This window comes from Klenkia sesuvii (assembly GCF_037083825.1).
GTDB classification, from domain to species: Bacteria; Actinomycetota; Actinomycetes; order Mycobacteriales; family Geodermatophilaceae; genus Klenkia; species Klenkia sesuvii.
Genome location: NZ_JBAPLU010000009.1, coordinates 1 through 18040, shown reverse-complemented (window position 1 = coordinate 18040; position 18040 = coordinate 1). Strand labels below are relative to the sequence as shown.

Here is an 18040-nt window from a genome sequence, read left to right as displayed (position 1 = left end):
CTGGCCGGGCGCTGACCTGCGGGGGAAGAGGATCGGCACATGTCCGCAGCACTCGCCCAGGTTGCGCCTCCCGCACCGGCCCCTCCAGCCCTGCACGTGGCCGCGCCCATCTCCACGTCGGCGCCGGGCGGTACGGCCGTCCTGGTCGACTCGCCGGTCACGGGCGACTGGGGGTGGCGTCTGGTGATGGCCGTTCTCGGGCCGGTGGCCCAGGCCAACCCGGACGTGGCGCTCGCTGTCCTGCGCACCACCGACGATCTGGTCGGGAGCGGGCACGCCTGGGTGCAGCGCTTGATCGGACATCCCGCACCGGAGTGAGCACCAAACGGCACGACGACGAGATCGGCCGCGGCGTACCAGCCCACCGTGCTGCCTGACTCAGGTAGGGCCCTCGTGGACGTCGTCGACGGGGTCCTCGCCGCGGTCGCGACCTCCCAGGTCCCCGCGGCCCAACTCTCGTGGGACGTCGTTCCGCCATGCCCGTCCGAGCACCAGCGCGAGGGCCACGACACCTCCCACCTCGGCGAGGAAGGCGAGCGAGGTCATCACGAGGTCTTCGAGTACCTGCATCGGGGCGCTGTCACCGCCTGCGTCGTGCTCATCTGTGTGCACGCCACTCCGGTCCGACCCGGGCACACTCGGTGTCCCAGGCTCGAGCCCGGATGCGTCCCAACCACGACCGAGAGGCCCAGGACAGGGCGCCGACGGGGATGAGGAGAAGGAATCCCGTGGCCAGCCCGGCGCCGAGACCGAGAACGGCGGGGCTCGCTCCGGTGTCCGACGGGGGGCCGCCGGTGACCGTCGAGACCCGTAGTGGGACGGTTGCGCCTTCGTGGGCTGTTGGCGGGACCGGGACGAGCTCGTGCCTGAGCTGGTGGGGGTGCGCCGGGTCCGACCAGGTCGCGCGCGCGTAGGGGGAGCGGGAGAGGAGACCGGTCGGCACCCATGTCGGCGGGGTGTCGACGTGGGCGGCGACGAACGTGGTGGCCCTGTCCTGCACCTGCTGCACCCCGCTGGCCCGGGCAGCGACGTACGCCCCGAGCACGGTGCCCAGGGCGACCGCTGAGATGACGGCGACGACCGCCAGGAGCCGCAACCCGGTCTCCACGTGGTCGACTCTGCGCTTGAGCGGTCCCCTGCCCAGCAGTGCTCGACGCACCCACCGCACCCCGATGCCCGACCGCCCCCGGCCGCTCATCCTGGGTTCCCGGAGGCGCCGGACGGCGAGACCGACAGGTCCAGGACGTCCCACCCGGAGTAGTGGTGGACGGGGAAGTGCTGTCCCGCCCAGTCCTCGATCGAGCTCAGAGTGCTCCCGGGTGAGGCAGGAGTGGAGCCGGATGCGACCACGAGGTAGCGGATGTCCCCGTCCAGCACCCACCGCTGGAACTGCTCGAGGGTGGGCGAGGGGTCGTGACCGGTGTAGCCGCCGAGTTCGAGGACGGGGTCTCCCGTGGCCAGCTGCAGGTCGGCGGCACGGCGTCCGGGAACGCCTGCCGCCCACCGGTGACCGGGTGCACCCCGGTGGACCAGCTCGGTGACCTCGAGCGGCACCGGACTGCCTGGGCGGAAGCCTGGATTGGCCGAGAAGCTGGTCGTCCCTGGTCCGGCTACCGGCCCAGAACCCTGGTGGACGGCCAGAGCGGTGGCGACGGACCAGGCGGTGGGCCCGGCCAGCATGCTGACCAGTACGCCGGCGACCATGCATGCCCGGGCGGTCCGGGACAGCGGGCTGGATCCGGGGGAGGTCGACCGCACGAGGTGGATGCCACCCAGCCCGGCACCAGCGAGGACCACCGGGATGACCGCCGCGGGCCAGGCGAGGCCGCGCAGGAGCAGCCCGGTCGCCCACACGGCCGACAGGCCCACCACCGTCGCCAGCACGGGCCCAGCCCAGGACTTCTGGGTGCGCAGGTGCCAGAGCCTGGTCCCGGCCACCGCGCAGAGCGCCGCGATCGCCGGGGCGATCTGCACGCTGTAGTAGCTGTGCGAGATGCCCCGCAGGCCGCTGAGCACGAGGCCGACCACGACCAGCCAGCTGCCCCACAGCAGCAGACCGGCCCTGGCGGGGTCCGTGCGTGGGAGCCGGCGGATCAGCACCGGGGTCACGCCGAGGAGCAGGAGCGCCGCCGGCAGCAGCCACCCGGCCTGGTCCCCACCGCTGCCGAACAACCGACCCCAGTGCGCGTTGCCCACGTGCCCGGCGGTGCCGGTGACCCGCGCCAGCCCGTCGTACCCCAGCGCCAGTCCCACGACGCTGTTGTCGTTCGATCCGCCGATGTAGGGCCGCTCACCGGCCGGGGTCGCTTCGACCAGGAGGACCCACCAGCCTGCGCTCACCACCATCGCTGCACCGCCGGCGGCCAGCCGGCCGAGGCGTCGACGGAGTGGGCCGGGTGCGGCGACGAGGACGGTCACCGCCAGGGCGGGGACCACGAGGAGGGCTTGGCCCAGTTTGGTCAGGAAGGCAAGGCCGACCAGTGCGCCGGCCGCGACCACCCACACGCCACCGCCCTGCGTGCGGTCCACGGCCCTGGTGACCGCGTAGGCGGCCCCGACCAGGAGCAGCACCATCAGTGCGTCGGGGTTGTCGTAGCGGGCGAGCAGCGTCACGACCGGGGTCACGGCGAGCACGGCCCCGGCGACCAGACCCGCCACGTCCCCGGCATGACGGCGCACGGTGGCGACCAGCAACGCGATCGCGGCCACTGCGCAGGCCGCCTGGGGCCACAGCACCGAATCCGGTGACAGCCCGAACACCCGGGCCGACAGGGCGGTCAGCCAGATCGCGGCCGGAGGCTTGTCGATGGTGATGCCGCCCGAGGGGTCCAAGGAACCGAAGAGGTAGGCGTGCCAGTCCAGCGCGCCTGCCTGGGTGGCGGCCGCGTAGTAGGCGTTCGCCCAGCCCGAGCGGGCGGCTCCGACGGTGTACAGGAAGCCGGAGCCGACCAGCAGAGCGAGCAGGGCGGGAAGGAACCAGCGCTCTGCAGGGCCCGTGCTCGTCGCGGCCGGGGGTGCAGCTGTGCCGGCCGGGACCGGGGGAGCGGCGGTGGTCATGGCTCACCGTCGCCCCGGGCACCTGACGACGACCTGAACGTCTGTCGTGGTGCTGACCGGCGGTCGGGCCGGGCGGCCGGGGGGCTGGCGCGCTGTTGCTCAGGCCGTCGGGCGCGAGCGACGGGCCCGGAGGGCCTCGACGGCGACGGGGACCAGGGACAGGGCGACGATGCCGAGGACGAAGAGCTCGACGTGGTCGCGCACGACGGCGACCTGCCCGAGCCAGAAGCCCAGCAGGGTGACGCCGGCGGCCCAGGCGATGCCACCGATGACGGAGTAGATGGCGTAGCGGCGCAGGTCCATCCGGGATGCCCCGGCCATGACGGTGGCGAAGGTGCGGACGATGGGCACGAACCGGGCGAGCAGGATCGTCCGGGCGCCGTTGCGGTCGAAGAAGGCCTGGGACCGCGCCACGTACTCGGCCTTGAACAGGCGACTGTCGGGGCGGTTGAAGACAGCAGGACCGGCGGTGCGGCCGATCCAGTAGCCGACCAGGTTCCCGGCTGTGGCGGCCAGCGGGAGCAGGACCAGCAGCACCCACAACGGGGCGATCAGCCCGCCGGCGGCGAGTAGTCCGGCGGTGAAGAGCAGGGAGTCACCCGGCAGGAAGAACCCGACCAGCAGACCGGTCTCGGCGAACAGGATGGCCATGATGCCGATGAGGCCGAAGGTGTTGATGAGGTTCGTCGGATCCAGGAAGCCGCCCATGCCGACCACCGTCGGACACCGAGCCTGTACAACGCCTGAACGTGGCCGGTGCTCCGGGTCTCACCCGCGCGGCAGGACGATCTCGATGCGGCCGTGGTCGCCGGCCACCGCCGTCACCGACCCACCGGCGGCCAGCACCAGCCGCCGGGTCAGTGCCAGGCCCAGTCCTGCGCCGGTGTGCCCGTCGTCCGGGTCGCCGCGGTACCCGGGGTCGAAGGCCCGGTTGGCGGACTGCTCGGTCATCCCCGGGCCGTCGTCGAGCACCGTGACGACCAGGTGCCCGGAGCTGGCTCCGGCCTGAATGCGCACGTGGCTGGTGGCGAAGCGGACGGCGTTGTCGACCACCGGGGACAAGGCCCGGACGAGGACGTCGGCGTCCACCCCGACGACGAGGTCGGGATCGCCCACGATGGTGACGGGAACCCGCACGTCCTGGGCGTCGGGGTCGGCCAGGACCACCAGCGCGTCGACCAGCCGGGTCCGGCCCGGGGTCACCGCCTCGGCGCTCCGCGCCGCGCTGAGCATCGTCTCCAGGATCGACGCCATCGCGCGGGTGGACCGGTCGATGGCGGCGTGGGCGTCAGCCAGTGCGCGCGCGTCCCGCGGCTGAGCGCGCAACAGGTCGATCTCGGCCTGCACCCGGGCCAGGGGTGTACGCAGCTCGTGGGAGAGCTCCTCGGTGAAGCGCTGTTCGTGACGGAGGACGGACGCTTGCCGGTCCAGCAGCTGGTCCAGGGTGCCGGCCAGCTCGGCGAGCTCGGCCGGGCGCGGGTCGTCGCCGAACCGTAGGTCGGTGTCGTCGGCGCTCCACCGGCCGGCCTGGGTGGTCATGTCCTGCACCGGGCGCAGCGCGCGGGTGACGTTGGCGCGCAGGACCAGGTGCACGACGACGACCAGCAGCAGCGCGACCCCGACGCTGCCCAGCAGCGCAGTCCGCTCGACCTGCCGGTAGGGCGACAGGGAGGTGCTGGTGACCACAGCGGCCACCTGCTGTCCGCCGTCGGTGATCGGCAGGGCCCGCAGTCGTAGGTCGTCCCCGAGGTCGACGGTCCTGGCGCCCTGCGCGGCGAGGTCGACGGCCTGGCGGTCCAGTGCGGCGGTGCTGCCGGACGGGGTCTCCACGATCCGGCCGGCGCCGTCGATGATCCAGGTCCCGACGTCCAGGGCCTGGTCGTCGCGGCCGTCGAGCACCGTGACCGTGCCGTCGGCGGCCACGTCGACGGTCTGGGCCACCGCCTCGGCGCGGGCCTGCAGGACGTCGTCGGCCTGGCCCGCCAGAACCCGGGCGAGGAGCTCGTTGGCGCCCACCGCCAGCAGCAGCACCCACAGGGCCACGACCACGGTGGCCGACCAGGACAGCCGGCTGCGCAGGCTGGTCCGCGCCGCCCGGGCCCTCACGTGAACGTGTATCCGACGCCGTGCGCGGTGCCGATCGACCGGCCCGGGTCGCCGGCGGCGTCGACCTTGCGACGCAGCCGGGCGACGTACTGGTCGAGGGTGTTGTCGGCGACCTGGGCGCCGTCGGGCCAGCCGGCGGCCAGCAGGTCCCGCCGGCGGACCACTTCGCCCGGCCGGGCCATCAGGGCGGCCAGCACCCGGAACTCCGTCGGGGTCAGCCGCTGGGCCCCGGCCGGGCCGGCCAGGGCATGGGTGGTCGGGTCCAGGGTCAGTCCCGCACTCACCGGGCGTGCGGCAGCGGAGCGCCGCAGGGCAACGCGTAGGCGAGCCAGCAGCTCGCTGAGGTGGAAGGGCTTGGCCAGGTAGTCGTCTCCGCCGGCCGCGAACCCGGACAGCACGTCGTGCAGCTGGTCCCGCGCGGTCAGGAACAGGACCGGCGCGGTCAGCCCCTGTGCGCGCAGCGCCTGGCAGACGTCGCGGCCGTCGGAATCCGGCAGCCCGATGTCCAGCACGACGGCGTCGAAGCCGTCCCCGGTGTCCCCGTCTGCGTCGCGCACCGCACCCAGCGCGCCCGCGCCGTCCCGGGCGGTGACCACGGTGAAGTCGTTCTCGCGCAGCCCGCGGGCCAGCACGTCGCGCAGGCCGTGGTCGTCTTCGACGACCAGCACGCGCGGCTGCAGTTCGCTCACCGGGCCATCATGCGTGACCGGAGCGCACGACCGGTGAACCGTTCAGGTCGTGTGCAGACGCGTTCCCCGACGCTGCCGCCATGACCACACCCCTGGCCCCCTCGACGGGGCGCGCGCTGCTGAACAAGGTCCCCGAGGTCACCATCTGGTTCTGGGTCATCAAGATCTTGGCCACGACGGTCGGGGAGACCGCCGCGGACTACCTCAACGACACCCTCGGGTTCGGCCTCACCAACACCACCCTGGTCATCGGCGCGGGCTTCCTCGTCGTCCTCGGCCTCCAGTTCCGCGCCCGCCGCTACATCCCCCCGCTGTACTGGGCGACCGTGGTGCTGATCAGCGTCGTGGGCACGCTGATCACCGACAACCTGACGGACAACCTGGGCGTGCCGCTGGAGGCGACCACCGCGGTGTTCGCCGTCGCCCTGGGCCTCACCTTCGCCGGCTGGTACGCCGCCGAGCGGACGCTGTCGATCCACTCCATCGTCACCCGCCGCCGGGAGGCCTTCTACTGGCTGGCGATCCTGTTCACCTTCGCCCTGGGCACCGCCGCTGGTGACCTGACGGCCGAGCGGCTGGGTGCGGGCTACTGGCTCTCGGCGCTGCTGTTCGCCGCGCTCATCGGTGCCGTCGCGGCCAGCCACCTGGTCTTCAAGGCCAACGCGGTCCTGACGTTCTGGATCGCCTACGTCCTCACCCGCCCGCTGGGCGCCTCGCTGGGTGACGGGTTCTCCCAGGACAAGATCGACGGCGGCCTCGGCCTGGGGACGACGCTGACCAGCGTGCTGTTCCTGGCCACCATCGTCGCCGTCGTGGCCTACCTGGCGGTCAGCAAGCGCGACCAGCTGCCCCCGGTCGAGGCGGACGCGCTGCGTTGAGTCGACCCGCCGACGGCCCCCGGGCGGAGTGGTGAAGGTGCTGCTGGTCGACGACGAGGTCGGCCTCGCCCACGCCATCGCCCGGGGGCTGCGTGCCGAGGGTCACTCCGTCGATCTCGCCCACGACGGGATCAGCGGGCGGGACGCCGCACAGGAGGGCGGCTACGACGTGGTGGTGTTGGACATCATGCTGCCGGGACTGCACGGCTACCGGGTGCTGGAGGAGCTGCGCGACTCCGGGGTCACCACCCCGGTGATGATGCTCAGCGCGAAGGACGGCGAGTACGACCAGGCCGACGCCTTCGACCTGGGCGCGGACGACTACCTCACCAAACCCTTCTCCTTCCTCCTGCTCACCGCCCGCCTGCGGGCACTGGCCCGGCGGGCCCGCACCGGCCCGTCCCCCGTCCTGCGTGCCGGGGACCTCGTCCTGGACCCCACCCGGCACCGGGTGAGCCGAGGCACCACCGAGATCGCGCTCACCCCTCGCGAGTTCGCGCTCCTCGCCTACCTGATGGAGCGGCCGGACACGGCGCTGAGCAAGCTGACGATCCTGCAGGAGGTCTGGGACGACGCCTTCGACGGGGACGTCAACAACGTCGAGATCTACGTGGGCTACCTGCGCCGCAAGATCGACGTGCCTTTCGGCCGGACCAGCATCCGCACCGTCCGCGGTGTGGGCTACCTGTTCGAGGCCTCCGGTGGATGAGCAGGCAGCCGGACGAGCAGCCGAGCGCCGGGGAGCGCGCCCGGGTCGGTGAACTCCACGTGCCCGCCGTGCGCCAGCACGATCTCCTGGACGATGGCCAACCCGAGCCCTGATCCCCCGTCGCCGCGGGCCCGGGCCTCGTCGAGCCGGACGAACCGGCCGAACACCCGTTCGCGGTCCGCTGCGGCCACCCCGGGTCCGTCGTCCTCGACGGCCAGCCACGCACCGCAGGCCGGCCCGTCGACGGCTGGCCCGCTCGTCAGGTGCAGCCGGCCCCGGCTGTGCCGGACCGCGTTGTCCACGGCGTTGCGCACCACCCGGGCCAGGGCCGCCGGGTCGCCCCAGGCGCGAGCGGCTGCCAGGTCGCCGGTCACGACGAGGTCCGGTCGCGCCCGCAGCCGGGAACGCTCGGCAGCGAGGAGGTCGTCGAGGTCGACGTCCTGCCGCCGGCCCACCCGGTGATGCCCCTCGTCGGCACTGGCCAGGGTCAGCATGTCGCTCACCAACCGTTCCAACCGCGCGACCTCGCCCAGGACGAGGTCGTGCATCGGATCGGGTGGGCCGACCCGGCGGGCGACCTCGGTCTGGGTACGGATGGTCGCGATCGGGCTGCGCAGCTCGTGGCCGGCGTCGGAGACGAACGCACGCTGCCGGGCCACCGACGTCTCCAGGCGTGCCAGCATCGCGTTCATCGTCGTGGCCAGCGCGGCGATCTCGTCCCGGGTCCGCGGCTGGGGCACACGAGCGGACAGGTCCGCGGCCCCGATCCGAGCGGTCCGGGCCCGGATGACCTCCACCGGCCGCAGTGCCCGGCCCACCGACCACCAGGTGGCCAGCGCGACGACGACCAGCAGCACCGGCACCCCCACCGCGGCCAGCCGGGCCACCAGGGCCTGCGCGTTCTCCGCGACGGCCAGCGACTGCACGGCGACCACCCGGTCCGCCCCGCTGCTGCTGGGTACCCCGAGCACGACGAGGCGGAAGGTGTCGCCGGGCTCGCCGACCACGGCGCCGTCCACCTGCCCCGACTCCTGCTGCCCGGGGCCGGGGGTCAGACCGGTCAGGGCCGGCACCCCGGCCAGGTCGGTGCTGGCGGCCACCACCGTGTCCCCGCGGAGGACCTGCACCATCGCACCGTCCTCGGAGCCGCTGATCTGCAGGCTCCCCGAACCGTTCAGCCGGAGGTCGGCGGCCACCTCCTGCACCCGCGTGCTCGCCGATGCCGTCACGGTGTCCTGCACGGTGCGGCCCACCAGCACGACGAGGACCGCGGCCGCCAACGCCAGAGCGACGGCCACCACGGCGACGGCAGCGGCCGTGGCCCGGGCGCGCATGCCCACCCGGCCCGACGGCAGGTCCCCGTCCATCACCTGGGCTGGGGTGGTCTGCACAACGGCAGGTTAGGTGCGTGGCCCCCTCGTCCTGCGGCCGTCAGCTGAGGAGATCCACAGCGACCACAGCTGCGTCTCAGCACCCGCGACGGATGGTGATGGCACAGAGCTGGACCCGCTCTGCCACACCGAGGAGGAACCGTGAAGCTCCGTCTGACCAAGGCCAAGCTCGCCGCCGCCGGCATCGCCACCGCACTCGCCATCGGTGGTGGTGCCTCTATCGCCGCAGCCAGCGGCCCCGACACCGCAGCCTCGTCGACCACCGCCACCTCCGACCAGGTCGCCGCCGACCAGGCCGACAGCGGTCAGGCCGACGGGGAGACCGCCGACGGCCCCGACGGCGGCCCCGGCAGCAAGCAGGACGCCGCGGACCCGACCTTCACCGGCACCGTCCCTGCACCGGCCGCCACCGAGGTGCCCGACGGGCAGGAAGCCGCAGGCAGCGACGGCGCCGAGCAGGCCGCCCTGCAGGCCCTCGCGACGGTCACCCAGGCCCAGGCCGAGCAGGCCGCGCTCGCCGCGGTCCCCGGCTCGGTGACCGAGACCGATCTGGACGCCGAGAACGGCTACGTCGTCTACAGCGTCGAGATCAACGGCGCCGACGGCACCGTCACCGAGGTCACCGTGGACGCCGGGACCGGCAGCGTCCTCGCCCAGCAGGCGGGCCAGGCCAACGACCCGGCCGATGCCCCCGACCAGCCCGAGGGTGCCGGCGACCCGCAGGACTGACCCGCACCGGACCAGGACGGGCGCCGGATCGGTGCTCCGGCGCCCGTCCTGCGATCGAGTCCCTGGTTCGAGTCCAGGCGGGGGGAGCCACCACGCAGGGCCCGGCGCGCGCGCCGGGCCCCGCACGCGTCGTCCCGGGCCCGGCGTCGTCAGGGACGTCGAGCAGGGAGGGGGCGCGGTCAGGCCCAGGGCACCACGGTCTTGGTGATCTGGGCCCGGGCGACGACGACGTCGTCGACCTGGGCGACGGCGGTCAGGAACGCGGTCCGCCGGCCCCGGCGGTCCAGGAGCGCGTGGGCGTGGACCCAGACCCCGGTCGGGGCCGCGGACACCAGCTGCAGGGCGACGGCGTGGGACACCGCGTGCTCGTCGGGGGCCAGGGACGGGGCCAGGGCGAGGTAGGCGGCGACCTCCATGGCGGCCGACAGCGCCGATGCGTGCGCGCCACCGGCCCCGTTGTCCGCCAGACCCGAGACGGGCAGTCGCACACCGGCCTCGGGGTGGGCGGGGTCGAGCAGCTGCACCCCCAGGGCTGCGGTCAGCGGCACGGCCAGCACGAACCGGGCGCGGTCCCGGGCCGGGGAGGTCACAGGTCACCCGCAGCGGTCAGGTCGGTGAGCAGCACGGGGTGTCCTCCCTCGCCCGGCGGCGGTCCAGCCCGGGGATGCGGCGCCCCGGCGAGTGTGCGCAGCTCCTCCGTCGTCCGCACGCCCAGGTCACCGGCGATGGTGGCGGCCAGACCTGAGGACCGCACGGCCCACGAGTCCCGCACCGACGACCACCAGCCCGGTCAGGACCGAGGCCGCGGGCAGCGAGACGGCGAGCACCAGGCAGCCGGCGAGGCCGAGACCCGGCACCCACCGGGCCGGGCGGCCCGCGCGGGGCAGGGTCCAGGCCGCGGCGTTCGCGACGGCGTAGTAGAGGAGCACGCCGAAGGACGAGGCCCCGATGACGGCGGTCAGGTCACCGACCAGCACCAGGACGGCGACCACCAGCGCCAGGGCCGCCTGTGCGACGACCGGTGTCCCGCGGCGGGGATCGACGCGGGCCAGGGAGGAGGGCAGGTCGCCCTCCCGGGCCATGGTCAGCGCCGTGCGGGCGACCCCGGCGACCAGGCCCAGCAGCGCCCCGCACGCCGCGGTCACCGCGCCGGCGGTGGCGACCCAGGCCACCGCAGGTACCGGCCCCGCCCGGACGGCGTCGGCCAGCGGGGCCACCGACCGGGACAGGTCGGCCGGGCCCAGCACCACGAGCAGGACCACCCCGACGACGGCGTACAGCGCGACGGCGAGACCGAGGGCGAGGGACACCGCACGCGGGATCGTGCGGCCGGGGTCGCGCACCTCCTCGGCGAGGGTGGCGATCCGGGCGTAGCCGGCGAAGGCGAAGAACAGCAGCCCGGCCGCGGTGAGCACCCCACCGGGACGCCCGACAGCCACGGTGCCCGGGGCCGTGCCCGCCGGCAGGGCGGACACCGCGACGACCGCCAACGCCGTCAGGGTGAGGGCCAGCAGCACCCGGGTCACGCGGGCGGTGCGGGTGATCCCGGCAGCATCCACCGCGACCAGCACCAGGACCGCCCCGAGGGCGACCGGCCGGGCGTCGCCGGGCCACAGGTAGGCGCCCGCGGTCAGGACCATCGCCGCGCACGACGCGGTCTTGCCGACCACGAACGCCCAGCCGGCCAGGAACCCCGGCCACGGCCCGAGCCGGTCGCGGCCGAAGGCGTAGGCCCCGCCGGAGACCGGGAGGTGCACCGCCAGCGCTGCGGTGCTGGTCGCGTTGCACCAGGCGACGACGGCGGCGACCGCGAGCCCGGCCAGCAGCCACCACCCGGCGACGGCGGCCGCCGGTGCCCAGACGGCGAACACCCCGGCACCCAGCATCGAGCCCAGCCCGATCGCGACGGCGTCCCGGGTGGTCAACAGCCGCCTCAGCCCTCCGGCTCCCGCGGTCACGAGGAGATGGTGGACCGTCGACCCGCTCCCGGCGTCGGCGGTCAGGACCAGGGCACCACGGACATGGTGATCTGGGCCCGGGCGACGACGTCGTCGCCGAGGCGGGCCACGGCGGACAGGGCGGCGGTCCGTGGGTCGCGGCGGTCCAGGTCCGCCGTCGCCTCCACCCACATCCCGGCCGGGGCCGCCGCGACCAGCTGCAGCGACACCACGGAGGGGACGGCGTGCTCGTCGGCGGTCAGGGACGGTGCCAGCGCGAGGTAGGCGGCCAGCTCGAGGGCGCCGACGAGTGCGGAGGCGTGCGCGCTGCCCGCCCCGTTCCCGGTCAGCCCCGACACGGGCAGCCGCACGCCGGCTTCGGGGTGGGCCGGGTCAAGCAGCTGCAGCCCCAAGGCGGCGACGAGCGGCACGGACAGCGCCAGGTGGGCGCGGTCCAACGCCGCCGTGGTCTGCGGGGCGGTCACAGGTCGGCCGCCGCGACGAGCAGGACCGGCCGGTCACTGGGGGAGACGTCGACGGCGGTACCGGGCAGGAGGTGGGTGGACTCGGTGCTGACCAGGTCCGCGGCCACCTCGGTGCCGTCGGGCAGGACGGCGGTGATCCGGGTGGTGCCGCCGGAGAAGGTGCGGGTCACGACGCGGCCGGTGCCGTGGTCGTCGGCGCGGACGAGGACCTGCTCGGGGCGCAGCAGTGCGACCACGTCACCGGGTGGCACCGGTCCCTCCACGGGTCGGGTGGTGCCGAGCAGGTCGACCGCGCCGTCGGCACGGACCGTGGCCGGCACGACCGAGGTGGTGCCGACGAACCGGGCGACGAAGGAGGTGGTGGGCCGGGAGTACAGCTCGTCGGGGGTGGCGACCTGCTCCAGCCGGCCGGCCCGCAGCACGGCGACCCGGTCGGCGACCGAGAGCGCCTCGGCCTGGTCGTGGGTGACGAAGACGGTCGTGGTGCCCAGCTCCAGCTGGATCCGGCGGATCTCCTCGCGCAGCTGCACCCGCACCTGGGCGTCCAGGGCGGACAGCGGCTCGTCGAGCAGCAGGACCTGCGGCGCCACGGCCAGGGCGCGGGCCAGTGCGACCCGCTGCTGCTGACCGCCGGAGAGCTGGTGGGGGTAGCGGCCGCCCCGGTCGGCGAGGCCGACGAGCTCGAGCAGCTCGGCCGCCCGCGCCTGCCGCTCCTTCGCGGGACGACGGCGCACCTGCAGGCCGTAGGCGACGTTCTCCGCCGCGGTGAGGTTGGGGAACAGGCTGTAGGCCTGGAACACCATGCCCGTGCCCCGCTTGGCCGGTGGGGTGCCGGTGACGTCCCGGCCGCCGATGAGCACCTGCCCGGCGTCCGGCCGCTCGAAGCCCGCGATGGACCGCAGGGCAGTGGTCTTCCCGCACCCGGAGGGCCCGAGCAGGGCCAGGAACTCCCCGCCGGCGATGTCGAGGTCCAGCCCGTCGAGGGCCAGGACGTCACCGTAGCGACGGGTCAACCCCGACAGCCGGACACCGACCCCGCCGCGGTCGCCGGGGTCCGCCGCGGCCGGTGGGGTGGCCGGGTGGTCGGTGGTGGCGGTCATGGGGTGTCCTTCCCCGCCCGGCGGCGGTCCAGGGTGGAGATGAGCAGCAGCAGCCCCCAGGTGACCAGCAGGGACAGCACCGAGACCGAGACCGACAGCTGCGGCTGGGAGCCGGAGATCTCGACGATCCAGGTGGGGAACGTCTGGAAGCCGAGGATCGAGGCGATGGTGAACTCCCCGAGCACCAGGGCCACGGTCAGGAACGCGGCGTTGAGCACCGCGGTCCGCAGCACCGGCAGGACGACGCCGAGCAGCACCCGCGGCCAGGAGGCGCCGAGGTTGCGGGCGGCCTCGGTGAGGGTGCGCAGGTCGACCGACCGGATCCCGGCGTCCAGGACCCGGTACACGAACGGCATCGCCAGCACCACGTAGACCAGCACGAGGATCCAGGGCAGCGCGGGTTCCTGGAGGGCGAAGAACGCCTCGGCCAGCGGGGTGCCGTAGAAGTAGTCCGGCGCCCACGCCAGCACGCTGCGCACCCCGACGACCAGCGCGATCGACGGCAGCATCATCAGCAGCAGGGACAGGACGACGGTCAGCGCGGCGAGCAGCAGCGAGCGGCCGAACGCCTCGGCGAAGCCCGGTGCGGTGGGCACCCCGGTGTAGAACCGGGCCGTCAGCTCGCCGTTGCTGCGGATGCTGAACCACACCGACGCCGCGATCGGCACCAGGAAGTACAGCCCCAGGACGGCGAGCACCGCCCACCGCCACCCACCACCGCGCCGCCGCGGCGCCGCCGCGGCGACCATCTCCGCCGACGGCGTGGTCGGCAGGGTCGCGGTCACCGCAGCCACCGCTGCGTGCGCCGCTGCACCCAGGTGTAGAAGACCAGCACCAGGCCGACCAGCACCACCATGCCCAGCGCGAGGGCCTTCCCGACGTTCTCCGACCCGACCAGCACGTTGGAGCTCAGCGCGTCGGCGATCTGCAGCGGCACCAGCGGGATGCTGGAACCGACCAGGGCGCGCGGTGGCGTAGGCGGCGAACGAGGAGGCGAACAGCAGCATCGTGGCGCCGATGACCGGCGGGGCCAGCACCGGGCCGCCGACCCGGCGCCAGTACTGCCAGGCGCTGCCGCCCAGGACGTCGGAGGCCTCCCGCCACTGCGGCCGCAGCCCCTCCAGCGCCGGCACGATGATGAGCACCATCAGGGGGACGAGGAAGTACAGGTAGACCAGCGCCAGGCCGGTCATCGAGTACAGGCTGAACCCGTCGAGGCCGACGCGCCCCAGCAGCGCGGTGACGACCCCGGCGTTGCCGATGGTGGCGATGAACGCGAAGGCCAGCGGGATGCCGCCGAAGTTGGCCAGCACCCCCGAGGCGGTCAACACGAGCCGGCGCAGCAGCTGCCCGCGGCGCGCCTGCAGGACGGCGACGGCGAGGGCGAGCCCCAGGACCGCACCCAGGACTGCGGTGATCGCCGACAGCTGCAGACTGCCCAGGTACGCCCGGCCGTAGGCGCCGCCGGTGATCGCGGTGACCGACGCCGTCGACCAGGACTCTTCGTGCGCACCATGGGCTCGAACATCACCCACCTGCGGCCGGTCAGCGGCTTCGCAGCCGAGACCGCCGCTGCGGTGGCCATCTTCGGATCCACCGCTCTCGGCGCTCCGGTGTCGACCACCCACACCGTGGCCGGCGCCATCACCGGAGTCGGGGCGACCAACCGCGGGGCGGTCGTGCACTGGCGAGTCTTCGGCCGGCTCACCATTGCCTGGGTGGTCACCATGCCAGCCGCAGCACTGGTCGCGGCGGTCTCGTTCTTCCTCACCACGGCGCTGCCGCACCCGCTGTCTGCCGTCGTCATGACCGTGGTGCTCGTCGTCCTGACCGCTGGGCTGGTTCTCGCGCTGCGGTCCGCGCCCAAGGCGGCCGACGTGCAACCCGAGGAGGGCGAGGAGATGCAGGTGCCGCTCCGTACGGGCGCCGGGTCGGTGATCGACGCGCGTCGGGTGCCGGCGAGTGCTGAGGTGCAGCGGAACGGGGACGCCCGGGACCGGAGCCGGCAACCGCTCTGATCCGCCGGCCCTGGTCCGTCCTCCGTTCGACTGGACAACTCCATGGAGGTCGTGCCGGCCGTCGAGGGCCGACTGATCACCCCGGGAAGGGGGCGTCCGCCTCGGTGCGTCGCACCTCAGGTGCCCGGCGGACGGGTCAGCTGCCGGGTGGTGGGGTGGTCGGACCCGGGGCCTCGATGACGTCGAACATCCCGATGGTCCCGGTGATCTCCAATGGTCGGCGAACGACACGACCTGGGGAGTGCAGCTGCAGCCGGGCAGGCGAAGCGGCGCGTGCGAGGCGAACCAGGTAGGCGAGCGCCGCGCTGCCGAAGAAGCTGACGCCCGCGACGTCCACGACCCGCACCGCGGTCGGCATGGTGGGGTGCTGTCGAGCCCATGCCCCCACGACCAGGCTGTCGACCTCACCGCCCAAGGTGAGCACGGCCCCGTCCACACCGATGCTGCCGTGGTCAAGGTGCTCCAGACCGGGCTCGTCCCCGCCGTGGCCTCCGTCGCGACTCACGCCGTGATCATGTGCGGCCCGGGTGCTGCCCGCCACCCGGGTCTCGCAGCCGCAGCTCCGGGGTCACCCCTCCGACGAGCGAGCGGGCCAACAGGTCGCTGCGGTGGTCATCTGGTGCACACTCCATGTTCATGGACGCCGAGACCGAGGACCTGAGCCGCAGGCTCAGCCTGCGGTTCCCCGACATCGCCATCCAGCACATCGAGGCGATCGTCGACGCCGAGGGCCAGCGTCTGGCGGAGCGGCCCATCCAGGACTTCGTCCCGGTCCTGCTCGAGCGAGCAGCCGTCGAGCGCCTCCGGCGGGGTTCGACCGCCCCGTCGGACCACTGATCTCGGGCGCCGTCCTTCGGTTGCCCCAGGCATTCCCGGGTCCCTGGGCACTGGGGTCATTCCGGGCCCGTGTGGGTGTCGGTCGGACGGTCGTGGCTCCTCATCGCATCAGGACAGGCGGGACACCGCGCCGAGCGATGGATGAACTGGCCCGATTCCGACTCCACGACGTCGAGCCACTCGACGACGACCAGCTCGTCGAAGGACGGGCAAACGGCTGGCTCGGTGGTGAGCCCCACGCATCCGGCGTGACGCGGCTCGGCGGTCAGTGCGACACGGCGCGGCATCCTGATCTGTTCCGGAAGCGCCCCTGCGCACCGAGAATTCAGCGGTTGAGAAGTGTTGTGGCGGAATGAGGACTTTGGTTCGCGGCGCTGAACATGCAGCTCACCGCCCGGTTTCCAACCACGATCATGCGCAATAAGTACTTGAATATTGAATCGACGGATTAAGTGCCCGGCGAACGCCGGCAGGCATCCAGCTGGTAGCTCCGCGGCATCCACTACAGCAACCGGTACAGCAACGCGGCGGTTCGGACAGCAGCGTGCGGCGGCAGACGCCGGCGGACGCCGCAGCCATCTGACCTTCGGAAACTGCACCTGGCCGGACGGTGGCGTCCACCCCGCGTCTAGCTGGGGGTCAAGAGGTCAGGGACCGGTTGCCCTCACTCAGCGCCGATCATGAGGCGATAGCGCTTCCTGATCCGGCCGGCCCGTCAGTTTCGACCCCGAGATATGCCATGAGCGGCAATCGCGGAATAAGCAAGCGACGTCCGACTCGGAGGGCGGGTAGGTCGCCGTTGTTCATCGCTCGCGAGACCGTGCGGACGTCCACCCCCAGGAGATCTGCGGCTTCGGCAACGGTCACTACTGCTGAGCTGCTACGCACCAAGTCATTTAGGTCCATCGGCATGGCCGTCCTCTCACCTGGGCCGTCCAGTCGCCGCCTCGATCCGAGTGCTTTGAGGCAAGCGAGTTGGTTGCTTGTTCAGGTGCCGCCGAAGGCCTTGCGATGACGGCTGCCCCGGCGCACGCCGTGCTGAGGCTGAAGGGTTGGCCGGTTTCTGTCACGCGCCCGCGCCGGCCGCCACCTCTTCCTGTGGATAGCCCGCGCCGTCCCCAGTTTGCGGCTTCCGCCCCTGCTGTCGAGGTCAAGGGCATTGCATGAGTCCTTGGCGGTCGACGGCATGTCGGGACAAGGAAAAGTGGGTGAGGAGCACCGTGGCGAGGACGAAGCGGCGGCAAGCAGGTGAGGGTGGGATCAGCGAGTACCAGACGTCGGCTGGCACCAAGTTCCTCATCAAGTACAACGCCATGCGACCGGACGGCTCGACCAAGGTGGTGCTGAAGCGAGGATTCACCACCCGTCGCGAGGCTGCCGCCGCTCTGCGGACCGAGGTGCGGAAGGTCGAGACCGGTGAGTGGGTCGACCTGTCGAAAGAGACGCTCACTGCATACCTGGACGAGTGGATTGGTGCTCAGCGGTTGGCGCCTTCGACGAAGTCGAGCTACGAGAAGAACATCCGACTCCACGTCGACAAGCACATCGGCCGGACTCCGCTCGACCGCTTGACTGCGATGTCGATCGACGCCTGGATGCGGAGGCTCGAATCGTCCGGCCGGGCAGACGGCAAAGGCGGGCTGTCCGCACGGACGGTCCGTTACATCTTCACCATTCTCCGGTCCGCCCTCGGCGACGCCGTCAAGCACGGTCACCTGGCCGTCAACCCGACAGACCGGTGCAGCCCGCCTACACCCTCGCAAGCTCGGCCACCGGAGATGCTCGCGTGGACGGCTGCCGAGCTGGCGCGGTTTCTGGCGTGGAGCGAGTCGTTCGACCCGGAGGCGGCGATGGCATGGCGGGTGCTTGGTTTCACCGGCATGCGTCGCGGTGAAGCGCTCGCGCTCCGGTGGAGGGACGTCGACCTTGACGTCATGCGTGTGGCGGTCCGTCGCAGCGTGGGGTTGGTCAGGACGAAGGGACTGCTGCACGGATAGGTGACAGTCGGGGTCACGCGGCTTGTGTAGCCGGTGTGGTGATGATGGACTCGAACTCGATGGGGGTCAACCGACCCAGGCCGGCTTGCCTTCGTCGGCGGTGGTAG

General features: G+C 73.0%; 20 protein-coding genes. 7 read left to right on the top strand and 13 right to left on the bottom strand.

The genetic code is table 11. The annotated features are described in order from the left end of the window. Window positions 1-39 precede the first annotated feature (39 nt). Window positions 40-318 carry a hypothetical protein gene (locus TEK04_RS10460; protein ID WP_336404281.1) on the top strand — a complete coding sequence of 93 codons (279 nt, stop codon included), beginning with the start codon at window positions 40-42 and terminating at the stop codon, window positions 316-318. A gap of 60 nt (window positions 319-378) precedes the next feature. On the opposite strand, the gene TEK04_RS10455 is transcribed toward TEK04_RS10460, so the two are convergent. The 5 genes from TEK04_RS10455 to TEK04_RS10435 form a co-directional block, all read right to left on the bottom strand. Then, window positions 379-570, bottom strand: coding sequence for a hypothetical protein (locus tag TEK04_RS10455; protein ID WP_336404280.1), 192 nt, complete (start codon window positions 568-570; stop codon window positions 379-381). 624 nt (window positions 571-1194) lie between these two features. Then, complete coding sequence (locus TEK04_RS10450) at window positions 1195-3057, bottom strand: ArnT family glycosyltransferase (protein WP_336404279.1); 1863 nt, start codon at window positions 3055-3057, stop codon at window positions 1195-1197. Window positions 3058-3156: 99 nt separating this feature from the next. Next, window positions 3157-3765, bottom strand: a complete 609-nt coding sequence (locus TEK04_RS10445) for a DedA family protein (RefSeq protein WP_336404278.1) — start codon at window positions 3763-3765, stop codon at window positions 3157-3159. Window positions 3766-3825: 60 nt separating this feature from the next. Beyond that, window positions 3826-5163 (bottom strand): sensor histidine kinase, encoded by a 1338-nt coding sequence (locus TEK04_RS10440; RefSeq protein WP_336404277.1) that lies wholly within the window; start codon window positions 5161-5163, stop codon window positions 3826-3828. Next, on the bottom strand, window positions 5160-5852 hold the full coding sequence (locus tag TEK04_RS10435; protein WP_336404276.1) for a response regulator transcription factor: 693 nt from the start codon (window positions 5850-5852) through the stop codon (window positions 5160-5162). The genes TEK04_RS10440 and TEK04_RS10435 overlap by 4 nt, the downstream gene beginning before the upstream one ends. An 80-nt stretch (window positions 5853-5932) precedes the next feature. On the opposite strand from TEK04_RS10435, the gene TEK04_RS10430 reads away from it, so the two are divergent. Together TEK04_RS10430 and TEK04_RS10425 are read left to right on the top strand one after the other, a co-directional pair. Continuing rightward, window positions 5933-6730: a COG4705 family protein gene (locus TEK04_RS10430; RefSeq protein WP_336404275.1), complete on the top strand. Its 798-nt coding sequence runs from the start codon at window positions 5933-5935 to the stop codon at window positions 6728-6730. 31 nt (window positions 6731-6761) lie between these two features. Then, window positions 6762-7439 (top strand): response regulator transcription factor, encoded by a 678-nt coding sequence (locus tag TEK04_RS10425; protein WP_336404274.1) that lies wholly within the window; start codon window positions 6762-6764, stop codon window positions 7437-7439. Here the strand turns inward: TEK04_RS10425 and TEK04_RS10420 are convergent. After that, the gene (locus TEK04_RS10420; protein ID WP_336404273.1) at window positions 7412-8830 is read right to left on the bottom strand and encodes a sensor histidine kinase; all 1419 of its coding nucleotides are present in this window, start codon (window positions 8828-8830) and stop codon (window positions 7412-7414) included. The two genes, TEK04_RS10425 and TEK04_RS10420, sit on opposite strands and share 28 nt — an antisense overlap. 141 nt (window positions 8831-8971) lie before the next feature. Between TEK04_RS10420 and TEK04_RS10415 the strand changes: the two genes are divergently transcribed. Further along, entirely contained in the window at window positions 8972-9559 is a 588-nt protein-coding gene (locus tag TEK04_RS10415) for a PepSY domain-containing protein (protein ID WP_336404272.1), read from the top strand. Between the two features lie 179 nt (window positions 9560-9738). On the opposite strand, the gene TEK04_RS10410 is transcribed toward TEK04_RS10415, so the two are convergent. The 5 genes from TEK04_RS10410 to TEK04_RS10390 all read right to left on the bottom strand — a co-directional run bounded on the left by TEK04_RS10410 (window position 9739) and on the right by TEK04_RS10390 (window position 14616). Then, window positions 9739-10149, bottom strand: coding sequence for a PaaI family thioesterase (locus TEK04_RS10410; RefSeq protein WP_336404271.1), 411 nt, complete (start codon window positions 10147-10149; stop codon window positions 9739-9741). 126 nt (window positions 10150-10275) lie between these two features. Beyond that, window positions 10276-11517 carry an APC family permease gene (locus TEK04_RS10405; RefSeq protein WP_336404270.1) on the bottom strand — a complete coding sequence of 414 codons (1242 nt, stop codon included), beginning with the start codon at window positions 11515-11517 and terminating at the stop codon, window positions 10276-10278. A 41-nt stretch (window positions 11518-11558) separates the two neighbouring features. Beyond that, a complete protein-coding gene (locus TEK04_RS10400) occupies window positions 11559-11981 on the bottom strand; it encodes a PaaI family thioesterase (RefSeq protein ID WP_336404269.1) in 423 nt (140 codons plus the stop codon). After that, window positions 11978-13081, bottom strand: coding sequence for an ABC transporter ATP-binding protein (locus tag TEK04_RS10395; RefSeq protein ID WP_336404268.1), 1104 nt, complete (start codon window positions 13079-13081; stop codon window positions 11978-11980). Before TEK04_RS10395 ends, TEK04_RS10400 begins: the two co-directional genes overlap by 4 nt. Further along, window positions 13078-14616: an ABC transporter permease subunit gene (locus TEK04_RS10390; protein WP_336404267.1), complete on the bottom strand. Its 1539-nt coding sequence runs from the start codon at window positions 14614-14616 to the stop codon at window positions 13078-13080. The genes TEK04_RS10395 and TEK04_RS10390 overlap by 4 nt, the downstream gene beginning before the upstream one ends. Here TEK04_RS10390 and TEK04_RS10385 point away from each other — a divergent pair. Then, complete coding sequence (locus TEK04_RS10385; protein WP_336404433.1) at window positions 14596-15099, top strand: inorganic phosphate transporter; 504 nt, start codon at window positions 14596-14598, stop codon at window positions 15097-15099. The two genes, TEK04_RS10390 and TEK04_RS10385, sit on opposite strands and share 21 nt — an antisense overlap. A 136-nt stretch (window positions 15100-15235) precedes the next feature. On the opposite strand, the gene TEK04_RS10380 is transcribed toward TEK04_RS10385, so the two are convergent. Beyond that, window positions 15236-15604, bottom strand: a complete 369-nt coding sequence (locus tag TEK04_RS10380) for an STAS domain-containing protein (protein ID WP_336404266.1) — start codon at window positions 15602-15604, stop codon at window positions 15236-15238. Between the two features lie 131 nt (window positions 15605-15735). On the opposite strand from TEK04_RS10380, the gene TEK04_RS10375 reads away from it, so the two are divergent. Next, on the top strand, window positions 15736-15936 hold the full coding sequence (locus TEK04_RS10375; RefSeq protein ID WP_253014146.1) for a three-helix bundle dimerization domain-containing protein: 201 nt from the start codon (window positions 15736-15738) through the stop codon (window positions 15934-15936). 678 nt (window positions 15937-16614) lie between these two features. On the opposite strand, the gene TEK04_RS21360 is transcribed toward TEK04_RS10375, so the two are convergent. After that, the gene (locus TEK04_RS21360; protein WP_432277331.1) at window positions 16615-16842 is read right to left on the bottom strand and encodes a helix-turn-helix domain-containing protein; all 228 of its coding nucleotides are present in this window, start codon (window positions 16840-16842) and stop codon (window positions 16615-16617) included. Between the two features lie 302 nt (window positions 16843-17144). On the opposite strand from TEK04_RS21360, the gene TEK04_RS10370 reads away from it, so the two are divergent. Then, entirely contained in the window at window positions 17145-17933 is a 789-nt protein-coding gene (locus TEK04_RS10370; protein ID WP_336404265.1) for a tyrosine-type recombinase/integrase, read from the top strand. Window positions 17934-18040 lie beyond the last annotated feature (107 nt).